The sequence below is a fragment of the Paenibacillus sabuli genome, assembly GCF_014705605.1.
GTDB classification, from domain to species: domain Bacteria; phylum Bacillota; class Bacilli; order Paenibacillales; family Paenibacillaceae; genus Paenibacillus_D; species Paenibacillus_D sabuli.
Genome location: NZ_JACXIZ010000059.1, coordinates 1 through 13,152, shown reverse-complemented (window position 1 = coordinate 13,152; position 13,152 = coordinate 1). Strand labels below are relative to the sequence as shown.

Annotated in this window: 13 protein-coding genes; 4 read left to right on the top strand and 9 right to left on the bottom strand. The window is 60.8% G+C overall.

All coding sequences use genetic code 11. From position 1 onward, the window contains the following. Window positions 1-17: 17 nt before the first annotated feature. The 5 genes from sufU to IDH44_RS23860 form a co-directional block, all read right to left on the bottom strand. Window positions 18-446, bottom strand: a complete 429-nt coding sequence (sufU, locus tag IDH44_RS23880; protein ID WP_190921344.1) for a Fe-S cluster assembly sulfur transfer protein SufU — start codon at window positions 444-446, stop codon at window positions 18-20. Then, window positions 433-1,659, bottom strand: coding sequence for a cysteine desulfurase (locus IDH44_RS23875; RefSeq protein WP_190921343.1), 1,227 nt, complete (start codon window positions 1,657-1,659; stop codon window positions 433-435). Before IDH44_RS23875 ends, sufU begins: the two co-directional genes overlap by 14 nt. After that, a complete protein-coding gene (sufD, locus tag IDH44_RS23870) occupies window positions 1,656-2,963 on the bottom strand; it encodes a Fe-S cluster assembly protein SufD (RefSeq protein ID WP_190921342.1) in 1,308 nt (435 codons plus the stop codon). Before sufD ends, IDH44_RS23875 begins: the two co-directional genes overlap by 4 nt. Window positions 2,964-2,985: 22 nt before the next feature. Next, complete coding sequence (gene sufC, locus IDH44_RS23865; RefSeq protein ID WP_190921341.1) at window positions 2,986-3,765, bottom strand: Fe-S cluster assembly ATPase SufC; 780 nt, start codon at window positions 3,763-3,765, stop codon at window positions 2,986-2,988. Between the two features lie 105 nt (window positions 3,766-3,870). Further along, a complete protein-coding gene (locus tag IDH44_RS23860) occupies window positions 3,871-4,467 on the bottom strand; it encodes a DUF1802 family protein (protein WP_190921340.1) in 597 nt (198 codons plus the stop codon). 113 nt (window positions 4,468-4,580) lie between these two features. Between IDH44_RS23860 and mtnK the strand changes: the two genes are divergently transcribed. Together mtnK and mtnA are read left to right on the top strand one after the other, a co-directional pair. Further along, window positions 4,581-5,786 (top strand): S-methyl-5-thioribose kinase, encoded by a 1,206-nt coding sequence (gene mtnK / locus IDH44_RS23855; protein WP_190921339.1) that lies wholly within the window; start codon window positions 4,581-4,583, stop codon window positions 5,784-5,786. Between the two features lie 8 nt (window positions 5,787-5,794). Next, entirely contained in the window at window positions 5,795-6,865 is a 1,071-nt protein-coding gene (gene mtnA / locus IDH44_RS23850) for an S-methyl-5-thioribose-1-phosphate isomerase (RefSeq protein WP_190921338.1), read from the top strand. Window positions 6,866-6,988: 123 nt separating this feature from the next. Here the strand turns inward: mtnA and IDH44_RS23845 are convergent, their stop codons facing one another. Next, window positions 6,989-7,291 (bottom strand): YunC family protein, encoded by a 303-nt coding sequence (locus tag IDH44_RS23845; RefSeq protein ID WP_190921337.1) that lies wholly within the window; start codon window positions 7,289-7,291, stop codon window positions 6,989-6,991. A 196-nt stretch (window positions 7,292-7,487) separates the two neighbouring features. Between IDH44_RS23845 and IDH44_RS23840 the strand changes: the two genes are divergently transcribed. Further along, window positions 7,488-8,021 (top strand): hypothetical protein, encoded by a 534-nt coding sequence (locus IDH44_RS23840; protein ID WP_190921336.1) that lies wholly within the window; start codon window positions 7,488-7,490, stop codon window positions 8,019-8,021. Window positions 8,022-8,197: 176 nt separating this feature from the next. Here IDH44_RS23840 and IDH44_RS23835 read toward each other — a convergent pair whose 3' ends face one another. Further along, window positions 8,198-10,087: a putative bifunctional diguanylate cyclase/phosphodiesterase gene (locus IDH44_RS23835; RefSeq protein ID WP_317890249.1), complete on the bottom strand. Its 1,890-nt coding sequence runs from the start codon at window positions 10,085-10,087 to the stop codon at window positions 8,198-8,200. 135 nt (window positions 10,088-10,222) lie between these two features. Continuing rightward, a complete protein-coding gene (locus tag IDH44_RS23830) occupies window positions 10,223-10,603 on the bottom strand; it encodes a DUF423 domain-containing protein (RefSeq protein WP_190921335.1) in 381 nt (126 codons plus the stop codon). A 65-nt stretch (window positions 10,604-10,668) separates the two neighbouring features. Here IDH44_RS23830 and IDH44_RS23825 point away from each other — a divergent pair, with 65 nt between their 5' ends. Continuing rightward, the gene (locus IDH44_RS23825) at window positions 10,669-11,121 is read left to right on the top strand and encodes a hypothetical protein (protein WP_190921334.1); all 453 of its coding nucleotides are present in this window, start codon (window positions 10,669-10,671) and stop codon (window positions 11,119-11,121) included. A gap of 13 nt (window positions 11,122-11,134) precedes the next feature. Here the strand turns inward: IDH44_RS23825 and IDH44_RS23820 are convergent. Then, a partial coding sequence (locus IDH44_RS23820; protein ID WP_317890248.1) for an SbcC/MukB-like Walker B domain-containing protein occupies window positions 11,135-13,152 on the bottom strand: 2,018 nt, incomplete at its 5' end.

Here is a 13,152-nt window from a genome sequence, read left to right as displayed (position 1 = left end):
TTCAACCTCCTGTTGGTTTAGTTCGAGGCGCCGTCTGCAATGCCCTTGCGCAGCGCATTCCACGCCAGCGTCGCGCATTTGATGCGGGCCGGGAATTTGTTGACGCCGGACAGCGCTTCGAGGTCCTCGTATTCGTCAAACTCGACCGGCTGCCCCTTCATGAGCTCGGAGAAGCGATCCGCCATCTCCAGCGCCTGGTCGAGCGGTTTTCCTTTGACCGCCTCCGTCATCATGGAGGCCGACGACAAGCTGATCGAGCAGCCTTCGCCGGTGAACTTCGCCTTCGCCACCTTGCCTGCTTCAAGCTGCAGCTGCAGCGAAATGCGATCCCCGCACGTGGGATTGTTCAAGTTAATTGTAACCGATTCTTGATCCAATGTCCCGCGGTTTCGCGGATTTTTGTAGTGGTCCATAATTACCCTGCGATACAAATCATCCAGCTGCATGGCCGAAGAACTCCTTTGTGTGTCGTAGCGCGTCCACCAGCGCGTCCACGTCGGATTCGGTATTGTACAGATAGAAGCTCGCCCGGGCGGTCGCGCTCACCTCGAGCCAGCGCATGAGCGGCTGGCAGCAATGATGGCCCGCTCGCACCGCGATGCCGTACGTATCCAGCACCGTCGCCACATCATGCGGATGCACGTCCGCCAGATTGAAGGTCACGAGCCCGACCCGTCCCTCGCGCGGACCGTAGATCGAGATGCCTTCCATCGCGCTCAGCCGGTCGTAGGCGTACGCCACGAGCTGGGACTCGTGCCGGTCGATCGCATCCAGCCCGATCTCCTCCAGGAAATCGATCGCCGCCGCCAGACCGACCGCGCCCGCGATAATCGGCGTGCCGCCTTCGAATTTCCACGGCAGCTCCTTCCACGTCGACTCGTGCAGATCGACGAAATCAATCATTTCGCCGCCGTATTCGATCGGCTCCATCGCCTCCAGCAACTCGCGCTTGCCATAAAGCACGCCGATGCCGGTCGGCCCGCACATCTTGTGGCCGGAGAAGGCGTAGAAGTCGCAGCCGAGCGCCTGCACGTCGATCTTCATGTGCGGCGTGCTCTGCGCGCCATCCACGACCAATACCGCGCCCACCTCGTGCGCAATCTCTCCGATCGCCTGCACCGGGTTGATGACCCCAAGTACATTGGAGGCGTAGGTGATCGCGACGACCTTCGTCCGCGACGTGACGGTCGCGCGCACGTCCTCCAGGTCGATGGTGCCGTCCGGCTGCAGCGGCATGTATTTGAGCGTTGCGCCGGTCGCCTTGGCCGCCTGCTGCCAGGGGATCAGATTGCTGTGATGCTCCATCGGCGTGATGACGATCTCGTCGCCTTCGCCGCAGACGGTGCGGGCGTAGCCGGTCGCGACGAGATTGAGCGCCGTCGTCGTGCCGCGGGTAAATATGATCTGCTGCTCGCTCGGCGCATTGAGGAATCTGGCGACCTTGACGCGCGCGCCCTCATAAGCGTCCGTCGCGCGAGAGCCCAGCGTGTGCACGCCGCGATGCACATTGGCATTGTCGTGCTCGTAATAGCGCGCCACGGCGTCGATGACCTGACGCGGCTTTTGCGAGGTCGCGGCGCTGTCGAGATAGACGAGCGGATGGCCGTTGATTGTCTCGCTCAGGATCGGGAACTGCTCGCGGATCTCGGCGGCGTTCATGACTCGAGCTTCCTCTCGAGCAGACGCTGCAGTTGTTCCCGCACCGACGGGATCGGCACCTCGGAGACGACTGGCGCCAGGAAGCCGTAGATGATCAAGCGCTCCGCGTCTTCCTTGGCGATCCCTCTGGACATCAGGTAATGAATCTGCTCCGGATTGACCTGCCCGACGCTGGCGGCATGGCCGGCCGTCACGTCGTCCTCGTCGATGAGCAGGATCGGATTGGCGTCGCCACGCGCCTTCGGACTGAGCATCAGCACCTTCTCCGTCTGCACGCCGTTCGCCTTTGTCGCGCCCTTCTCGATCTTGGTGATCCCGTTGATAATCGCCGTCGCCTGCTCCTTCATGACCGCGCGGGTCACCATGTTGCTGTCGGTGCTGCGGCCCACGTGCACGGCCTGTGTCGTGACCGACATCTTCTGCGCGCGCGCGCCGATGGTGATCACCTTGGCATCGGAGGTCGCGCCGCTGCCTTCGAGTACAGACACCGTATCGGAGAGGATGTTGCCGTCATGCAGATCGCCGACGATCCATTCAATCCGGCCGTCCTGTTCCACCTTGGCTCTGCGCACGCTCAGATCTGTGACCGACTCCGCCAAATGATGCACGGTTGCGAACTGCACCCGGGCGCCGGCTTTTACGATCACCTCCGTGACGCTCTGATGCACCGACGGGGCAACCTCTCCCGCAAATGCGGAAACGACGTTATCTACATAGGTTACCCGGCTATTCGTGTCGGCAATCAGCAGAATATGAGGCGCGAAGGTCGCCTCTGCGTCGTCGCTGTACAACAGCGCCTGAAGCGGAAGCTCCACCTCGACGTTTTTGGGGACGTAGACGAACACCCCGCCTGTCCACAATGCCGCATGCCTGGCCGTCAGCTTGTCCGTGTACGGATCCACGACCGAGAACAAATGCTTTTGCACCAGCTCGACATGCTCGCGCGCGGCCGTCTCCAGGTCGGTGAAAATGACGCCCTTGGCGGCCAGCTTTTCGTTCATTCGATTCAGCACACGGCTTGAATTGCGCTGTACAAGCAGCCCCGAGGCATCCTCTTCCTTGGACAGCAGCTCCTGCAACGCGGCTGGAAGCTCTGCGGTGCCGGCTGCCGGCTCGGCGGCTTTGTAGTTACCAAATGCTTCTAAATTCCAACGCGCAATCCGCATTTTTTCCGGCTGCGGCCAATCCAGCGTCTGCGCCTTTTCCGCCGCCTCGGCGCGGCGGACCGTCAGCCATGTTGGCTCTTGCTTGCTGACCGAGAGCGCCTCGGCCGAACCGCGGTCGAATGATAGTTGCGTTCCCATCGCTTTCACTGCTCCCTTCTGCCTAGGCCTTGCCTACGGTCTCGTCGACAATGCCCAGCTCTTCCTTCACCCAGTCGTAGCCTTCATCTTCCAGACGCTGGGCGAGCTCCGGTCCGCCGGATTTGACGATGCGGCCTTGCATCATGACGTGCACATAGTCCGGCGTAATATAATTCAGCAAGCGCTGATAGTGCGTAATGATCAAAAATCCGCGTTCCTCCGAGCGCATCGCGTTGACGCCAGCCGCGACGATCTTGAGGGCGTCGATGTCCAGACCGGAATCGATTTCGTCCAAAATCGTGATTTTCGGCTCGAGCAGCAGCATTTGTAAAATTTCATTGCGCTTCTTTTCGCCGCCGGAGAAGCCCTCGTTCAAATAACGGTGGGCAAATTCCGGGTTCATGTCGAGCTCCTTCATTTTGCCTTCCATCTGGCGGATGAACTTGATCAGTGAAATCTCGTTGCCTTCGCCGCGACGCGCATTGATTGCGCTGCGCAAAAAGTCGGAATTGGTCACGCCCGTAATCTCGCTCGGGTATTGCATGGCGAGGAACAGGCCCGCGCGCGCGCGCGCGTCGACCTCCATCTCCAGCAGATCTTCATCGTTGAGGGTCGCCGTTCCGCTCGTCACCTCATATTTCGGGTGTCCCATGAGCGCAGAGGCGAGCGTGCTCTTGCCGGTCCCGTTCGGGCCCATGATCGCGTGAATTTCGCCGCCTTTAATGTTAAGGTCGATGCCCTTCAGAATCTCCTTGCCTTCGATCTCAGCCTTCAAGCCGTTCACAACAAATTTCGTGCTCATTATTCAAATACCCCTTTCAAATGTATATATAGTGGTATGTTCAAATCATCACAAAGTGATTCTCACTGATTCTCACTCAATAATCATTCTATAATAGTTCTTGTTCTAATGCAATAAACCTAGCCGCCGTTTGACGTCTCCCACGGCAGCTTCGTATGCGTCGTCCCCAAGCACCGGAGTCGCGCCGTCGAGACCGGGATTGCTCGCCAGCCTCACCCACGACTTGCAACCGGTGTACGCCGGCAACAGCGGCACCTTCGCCTCGTCAGCCAGCCGGTACACACGCACCAAGAGCAGATGGAGCGGATTGCGCTTTTTCCATCTCAGCCTCTCCTCGGCGAATCGGTCGGTCCAGACGTGCTGATCACGCAGCAAATCGAGCGTCTCCTGATCGCGAATCTCGATGTCGTCCGTCACTCGACCATAGGCCCGTAGTGTAACATACGTCTGCCCGGGCTGCCAAGTTTTCAGCGTCTGGGCCACGAGGCCCCGCGCCTCTTCCTTCAATAACTCTTCACGCTGATGCTCGTAGCCCGGCAGCAAATAAAAAGACGGGCTCACAAGCTGGAATTCGCGTGTTTCTTCTATAATACCGCCCTTGCGCAGCAGCATGATCTGGCGTCCCTGCAGCAGGGCGTCAATGACGGCCGCCCATTCTTTTAATGCGACCGGGGCGGCATTGGCCGGGACCTGCTCGCTCATGGATGTACACGCTCCTTTTTCAATTGGTCCGATCGGGCTTATAGGGATTCCAACCAGACTAAAAATTCTGTATACTGGAACAACAGTCTATACGAGAAGGGTGAACCAAACAAATGTCTCTCTACCATCCGCTTAATGAACAAGAAGCGATCGCGATCGCCAAGTCGTTGCCCGGCTTTTTTGACGCGCATGCCGAGCTCGCCTGCCGCGAGATCGGAGACGGCAATCTGAACCTCGTCTTTCATATAACCGATCCCGAGAGCGGAACAAGCCTGATCATGAAGCAGGCGCTGCCCTATGCCAAGGTCGTCGGCGAATCCTGGCCGCTCTCGCTCGACCGGGCGCGTATCGAAAGCGAGGCGCTGCGCAAGCAGGAGGAACTCGCACCGGGGCTTGTCCCCAAAGTATACCACTACGACGGCGATCTCGCACTAACGATCATGGAAGACTTGAGCGATCACGTCATTATGCGCAGGGGCCTGATGGACGGTTCCCGCTATCCCGAATTTGCGGCGCATATCTCCACTTTTTTGGCCAACACGCTGTTCTATACCTCTGATCTGGGATTGAATCAGCAGGAGAAGAAACGGCTTTCCGGACGCTTCATCAATCCCGATCTTTGCAAAATTACAGAGGACTTGATTTTTGACGATCCATATACGGAGTCGAGCAACAACAATTATGAGGCGTCGATCGCCGATTGCGCGGCCGCGCTGCGCGAGGACAACGCCCTGCATCTGGAAGTAGCGCGGCTGCGCGCCAAGTTCCTGACCCAAGGCCAGGCGCTGCTGCACGGCGACCTGCACACCGGGAGCGTCTTCGTAACGCCGGGCTCCACCAAGGCCATCGATCCCGAATTCGCTTATTTCGGCCCGATGGGCTATGATATCGGAGCGGTCATCGCCAACCTGCTGCTCAATTATGCCGGGCACGAGCACTGGAGCGCAGACGAGCGCGAGCGTGCCGCGCATCGCGCGTACTTGCTGGACACCGTCACCAGTGTCTGGACGCTGTTCGAAAGCAAATTCCGGGCGCTGTGGGACGCACACTGCGTCGATCGGCTATTCCGCCAGACGCGCGGCTATCAGGACGCGTACATGCAAGACCTGCTCCGGGACACCGCCGGATACGCCGGCTGCAAGATGGTGCGACGCATCGTCGGACTGGCCCATGTCGCAGACATTGACGCCATTCCCGACGCTACCGCGCGCGAACGCGCCCAGCGGATGGCACTGCGCATCGGCACGGATCTGATCAAGAACGGCCGGCAAGTCGGTACGATCGGACAAGTCCTCCAAGCCGTACAAGAAGGAGTGTAACGACCGCTATGACCAAGCAAGAGCAAGCATCGGGCGCCCTGCAGCCGGTGATCTGGACCGAGGACCACGTCAGCCTGCTCGATCAGCGCCTGCTGCCCGAGCAAGTCGTCTACTTGAAGCTCAATACCGCTCAGGACGTATGGGAGGCCATCCGTCATCTCAAGGTGCGCGGCGCGCCTGCCATCGGCATTAGCGCAGCGTATGGCGTCGTGCTGGGGAGCCGTCACGCCTCGGAGGACCTGACGCAGTGGCGAGAGCTGGTACACGAGGCTGCGGCTGCGCTCGCCACCTCGCGGCCGACGGCTGTCAACCTGTTCTGGGCGCTGGACCGGATGAAGGCCCGGGCCGATGCGTTGTCCGCCTTGGGCGGGACGCTGGAGAGCGCCAAGCGCGCGCTGCTGGACGAAGCGATCGCCATTCAGAGCGAGGACGAGCAGACCTGCCGCATGATCGGGGAGCATGCGCTCGGCCTGTTGCAGCCGAATACGGGCGTATTGACCCACTGCAACGCCGGCGGCCTGGCCACCGCCCGTTACGGGACCGCGCTGGCGCCGCTGTACCTGGCTCAGGATCAGGGCATGAACCTGCGCGTATTCGCCGACGAGACACGCCCCGTGCTGCAGGGCGCGCGGCTCACTGCTTTCGAGCTCCAGCAGGCGGGCATCGACGTGACCCTCATCTGCGACAATATGGCCGCGATGGTCATGGCCAAGGGCTGGGTCCAGGCGGTGATCGTTGGTACCGACCGCGTCGCCGCCAATGGCGATGTCGCCAACAAGATCGGTACTTATGGCGTAGCTGTGCTGGCCAAGGCGCACAATATTCCGTTCTACGTCGCTTGTCCGATGTCGACGATCGACCTCCACACTGCCACCGGCGCCGACATTCCGATTGAGGAGCGGGCGCCCGAGGAGATTACCAACGGCTTCGGTAAGCGGACCGCTCCGCTCGGCATCAAGGTGTACAACCCGGCGTTCGACATTACGCCCGCCGAGTATGTGACGGCGATTATCACCGAGCGCGGCATCATACGTCCGCCTTATCCTGAAGCGCTCGCAGCTTTGTTTGCCGGCTTGTAATTTCTAGCCGACACGGCTGTTAGGCGAAATCATATCCTTTCTATTATTTTTACAAAAAAAGGACTGTCCCGGCTTTATTGCCGCCGACCAGTCCTTTTTGCCCCACAAAGCTCACGTATGCAATCAGCGCATCAGACGCAGCGCGTCGGCGCCGCGCATGCCGACATGTATCCCTCTGCGCTCCGCCTCGGTTGTCACCGCTTCGAGCGGCGCCTCGAGCAGTTGCTCCAGCGTCCGCACGCCTACCGCCCGACCGGCTACGATCGCTCTGTCGGCAAGCTTGGCATTCAGCAAGCCGACATCCAGCGCGCCGCACATGATGTATCCGACTTCCGTCGAGATCGACAGCAGCGTCGTTTTGGGCAGCTTGACCTCCACCCCCAGCGCAGTCATCCCGTCGATCTGATACGGGACCATACGAATCATGCTCTCACCCCCTTCACCGCTGCAAGCAGTACCGCTAAGCCGCTGTTCTTCAGCATATGCAAGGATTGAAGCACGGTGTGGATGGCAGCCCAAACGCATGAATCAGGTCATAAGGCTCATAATTTTTTGTTCTTATCTACTTTTCGAGGCCCAAAAATGGTATAGTAGTATCAGCAAGATAAGAGGCGGGGGAATCATGAGAGTAGTGGACAAAAAAGGACTTAACTCCTATCTTTTTTCACTTGACGTGCTGATCGAGGGCGAGAGCAATGCGCAAGCGCTTGAACAACTGCTGCATGTGCTCAACCATTCGGGTTTATCCGATTTTCGCATCAACGAAGGTATTGAATTGGGTCGAGTCATTGAAAAATTGGAGCAGCAGCAGATGGGTGCGCAGCTAAGCAAGGCTGACGGAGCAAGCCTGTACGCAGGACCGGCCAGACGAATTGCGCAAACGATTATCCATCCGCCTGACGACGAGCCGCGCGCTGCGGCTGCCGCGGAACGCGGGGACGACCACCAGCCCTACATCAGCGAACGCATTCACAGTTGCATCAAGGCCAATCGGTTAATTCGGCTCACTGTCAACAAAGGACGCGGCGTCAAGCTCAGCATTCCTTGCCGTATTATCAATTTCGACGAAGTGCAGATGGTCGTCACCGTCTATCATGTCGACGAGAAGCAGGTCTATGCGTTCTCCATCAATGAAATCGATGATTTTATCGAATAGGCGTCAGATTAGACAGGTATATGCGAAATCATATAATCGCTATGATTTTAAAATGCTATGATTTAAAAAAAAGAAGCGCGGCTCAGGCACAGCCGCGCTTCTTTGACGTGATGCGGATAGCGGGTCGGTACAGCAGTTGCCCGAAGGGCATGCGGCCGTCGGCAGGCCGAGCCGCCTCAGCTCGGTCTGCCGGTCTCGAGCAGTTCGGGGATGCGTTCGGCGGGCAACGGCGGGTTGTATAGGAAGCCTTGGATCTCGTCGCAGCGGTGCAGGCTCAGAAAGTCCAGCTGGGCAGAGGTTTCCACGCCTTCGGCGATAACCTCCAGATTCAAATTGTGCGCCATCGCAATAATGGCGGCCACAATCGCTGCGTCATTGGGATCCTGCGAGAGATCGCGGACGAATGAGCGATCAATTTTCAGCTTTGAAATCGGCAGGTTTTTGAGATAGTTGAACGAGCTGTATCCGGTGCCGAAATCGTCGATAATGATCGCTACGCCGATGGCCTTGAGCCGCTGCAAATACGCGGTTGCGTGAACGACGTCCATCGTCATCGATTCCGTAATTTCCAATTCAAGATAAGCCGGGTCCAGGCCAGTCTTGTTCAGAATCTCCTCCACCCGCTCGATCAAGTTTTGCCGTTGAAACTGACCCATCGACAAATTGACGGAAATCGGCACGGTGGGCAAGTCGGCCTGCTGCCAGGCCTGGGTCTGACGGCAGGCCTCCTGCATGACCCAATCGCCCAATTGCACGATCAGACCGCTCTCTTCGGCAAGCGGGATGAACAGACCCGGCGGCAGCAATCCCCGCTCCGGATGCCGCCAGCGTATGAGCGCCTCCAACCCGACGAGCGCGCCGCTGGAAAGCCGATATTGCGGTTGATAATGCAGCACAAAATCTCCCCGCAGCAGCGCTTGCCGCAGCTCGTGTTGGAGCGTCAACCGCTCCAGTGCGCCGTCCTCCCACTTCTCGGAATACAGCAGGCAATTGTTGCGCCCTTGCTCCTTGGCCTTGCCCATCGCCAGATCGGCCTTGTGAATGAGCCAACCGGCATCGCGCTCCTGACGTTGACTGACCGCCGCCCCCAGGCTGATGGTAACGTGGAACGGAATGCCGCGCAGCTCGAACGGCTCTTCGATCGCTTCCTGCAGCCGCTCGGCCCGGGCCATGACTTTGGCCGGCGAATCGATTTGCCCGAGCAAAATAGCAAACTCGTCGCCCTCCATGCGCGCCACCATATCCTGCTCAGACACGGCTCGAATCAGCCGCTCGGCAAATTGCAGCAGCAGCATATCCCCGAATTCGCGACCGAACGAGTCGTTGATCAGCTTGAAACGGTCGATATCCAGGTACAATACCCCAAGCAGCTGCGATAGCGGCACGGTGCGCTCCAGCGTGTCCTTCAACTGATCCATGAACAAACGGCGATTCGGCAAGCCGGTCATGTCGTCATAATAGGCCATGTAACGAATGCGCTCGTTGACCCGCTTGTGCTCGCTGACGTCGTAACCGGTCACCAATACGCCGTCGATGCGGTTTTCAACGAGCAGCGGGGAAGTCGTCAGTCTCACGTCTGTGGCATAACCCGACTTATCCAGAACGCGCAGCTGCAGTTGCTGTGTCGCACCTTGCAGACTGCGACCAAAGCCGTCGGCGGCACGCCGACGAAGCGAAGCCTCCACCAGAGGTATGTAAGATCGTCCGAGCAGCTCCTCCCTATTGTAGCCGAGCAGTTGGGAAGCACCTTGATTAATATGTATGATCTTTCCTTGCCGGTCGATGACGCCAATCGGAAACGGGTTATAAAGGTCGATGCTGCGGGCAATATGCAAAAGCACCTCGTTTGCCGGCCCGTTCTTTTTTCGCCGATTGCGCAGGTAGAGCACAGCGAGCGCACCCGCCGCTGTCAACGTCAGTCCGGAGGCGGCTGCAGAAAGTGGCATCGCCGCCAACAGACTGCCCCATAAGCCGGCCAGCAGGCACCCGGCCGGCACAGCGAGCGCATCGGAAGGCGGCCAGAGCTTCTTTGGGCTTGAATTCGTCGATTTCTCGTTTGCCGGCACGCACGACATCCTTCCTTGGAAGATAGAGTTAAGAGCGCAGGATGTCTTAATTATAAACCAGAACACACCTTTAGTCATGCCAAATTTTCGAGAATGTAGGTAATTAGAACTAAATGTCGACAAATTATTTTTAGCTTATCCGTGATTTCGCCATAAGGTCGCCGCAAAAAGCAGCCATCCTGCAATAAAGGCTATGCCGCCAAGCGGCGTAATGGCACCCAGCCATGTAACCCCGCTCACACTCAGCACGTATAGACTAAGGGAGAAGAGCGCGATCCCGAGATTCAAAAGCCGCATCGACCAGAGCAGCGAGCGCACCGGACCAATCCGGTCTGCAGCCAGCGCGATCAGCACGATGCCGAGCCCGTGGTACATATGATAGCGCACACCAGTCTCGAATGTATCCAGCCTATCCGCCGACAGCCAGCCCTCCAGTCCGTGCGCGGCAAATGCGCCGAGCAGCACCGCCAGCAACGCATGCAAGCCGCCGATCGCGGCATGTTTGAAAGGATTCATATTTTCACCTGCTTTAAATTTGGGTATAATGCAACCAAACGACCTGTAAAGGAGACGCTTGAACTATGGATCAACACCAACCGCCTTATGACCGGCAGCCGGACGAACCGCCCCGCTTTCATCCTGCCGAGCCATCCGCCTATCCCCCCGAGCCTCCACAGAAGCAATCGGGTCTCGGCATCGCTTCGTTCGTCATCGCGATCGTGTGCCTGGCGGCCTCCATCGGCCTCATGCTGCTCGCTGCGGCAGGCATGGAGGACCTCTTGAACCAGACCGGTCCGATCGATATGGAAGAGGCGCAGTCCATTGCAGCGAGCGGCTCGGTCATCGTCGCGGGCCTCCTGATGCTTGCCACCCTGGGGCTTAGCCTGGTCGGTCTCGTGCTGGGCATTGTCGGCCTGGTCATGAAGCACCGCCGCAAGGCCTTTGCGATCATCGGCGTCATTCTTAACGGGCTTCTGCTTTTAGGCTTTGGCGCACTGCTGCTGTTCAGCTTTACAGTTCAGGCCGGCATGTAAGCCGGCCTGTTTTTTATTGTAGCACGATTCGCGTGCGGCTATGTCCTTCCCGCGTCTTCGAGACCTCGAGGACGGCCGGAAAGACTTGCTTGAGCTCCTCCACATGCGAGATGACGCCGATCATCCGCCCGGCTCGCTGCAGCTCCACCAAGGCGTTGACCGCTTTGCCCAGCGCCTCCTCGTCCAATGAGCCGAAGCCCTCGTCGATCAGCATCATCTCGATCGCAATACCGCCGCGGTGCGCCTGGATCATATCGGCCATGCCGAGCGCCAAGCTGAGCGACGCATTGAATTTTTCTCCGCCGGATAATGTCTTCACGTCCCGATGCTGGCCTGTATAGCCGTCGTATACATCAAGGCCGAGCCCGCTCTGACGGCCGCGCTGCTCCAGCCGGCCGCTGCGCTGAAGGCGGAACTGTCCGCTGGAGAGCTTGTCCAGGCGCAGGTTGGCGGCCTGCAGGATTTGCTCCAGGTATTCGATCAGAATGTACCGCTCGAACGACAGCTTGAGCGCGTTATCGCCCTTCATCACCTCGTACAGATCCAGCACCTGCGCCAGCTCCGCCTCCAGCTGCGCAGCCTCGCGCTGCACCGTGCGGATCGCGGCTGCGAGCCGCTGCGCGCTCTCCGCCTGGCGCTCGGCCTCGCGGCAGTCGGCGGCCGTCCGCTCGGCCGCCAGACGCCGCTCGTCGAGCTGCTGCTGGAGCGCCGGCACGTCCGGGCGCTCGCGTCCGTCGAGCCCCTGCTCGAGCTCGCTGCGCCGCTGCAGGGCGGCAGCCAGCGCAGTCTCGTAGCGGCTCAGGCGCGTCGCCAGCTCGCTGCGCTCCGGCTCCCCGAGCCTCGCCTGCAGATAAGCTGTACGCGAAGCGAAGCCGGCCCGCTCCAGCTCGAGGACGAGTCGCTCGCCCGACTGCAGGGCCGCCTGCTCGGCCTCGGCGGCCTGCTGCTCGAGCTGCGCCGCCGCGGTCCGGGCCGACGCCAGCCGGGTCTGCGCCGCGCTGTGCCGCTCCTGGGCCGCGCGCCAGGCCGATGCGAGCTCGCCCTCCAGCGTGCGCTGCTGCGCGACGCGCCGCTCCAGTTGCTCCGGCTCCCGCAGCTCCTCAGGGATGCGCTCCAGCTCCGACTCGAGCTGCGAGCGCAGCGCGCTGCGGGCGAGCAGCGCCTGCTGATGCGCCGCGGCCAGCCGCTCCCGCTCGCGCAGCGCGCCGTCGATCGCTTCGTCCAGCTGCTGCAGCCGGCGGCGCCCTTCGGCGAGCTGCTCGGCGAGCGCCTTGAGCCGATCCGCCTCGGCGCGCAGCGTCTGGCCGTCCTGCTCCGCTCGCTGCAGCTGCTCCGTCATGCGCGCCGGCTCGACGCCGAGCTCGGCCATCTCCTCGGCGCGCGAGGCGATCGTCGCGGCGGACGCGGACGCCTGAGCCCGGACGGCATGCAGCTCGCCCTCGGCCTGCAGCAGCCGCTCTCGCAGCTGCTGCAGCGATTCGCGCGAGGGCGCGTCGCCGCCGCCAGCCGCGGGCTGCGGATGGGCCGTGCTGCCGCAGACCGGGCAGGGCTGGCCGTCATGCAGATGCAGCGCCAGCGCGCCGGCCTGTCGCTCCAGCCAAGCCGCCTCCATGCGGTCATGCTCCTCCCGCACCCGGCCCAGCTCCAGGGCCAGCTCCCGCTCGTAGCGGCCATGCTCGGCGGCGGCGCGCTCCAGCTCGGCCAGCTGCTTGAGCAGCTTGTAGCGGGCCCGCAGACGCTGCAGCTCGCCCTCCTTGTCGGTCCAGCCCGAGCTGGCCGCCTCCAGCTCCGCCACATGCCGCTGTGCCGCTTGCTTGGCGCTGCGCTGCGTCTCCAAGTGCGCCGTCGCCTCCTGCAGCCGCCGCTCGCCCGCACGCTCTGCCTCGGCGAGCCCCGCCTCCTCCCGGCGGCGCCGGCCCAGCTCCTGCACGCTCGGCGCCAGCTCCAGCAGCGGTCGCAGCTGGAAGGCCGCGTCGCTGCGCGCCTGCTCGCGCGCCTGCTCCGCTGCGAGCTGCGCCCCGGCGGCGGCGG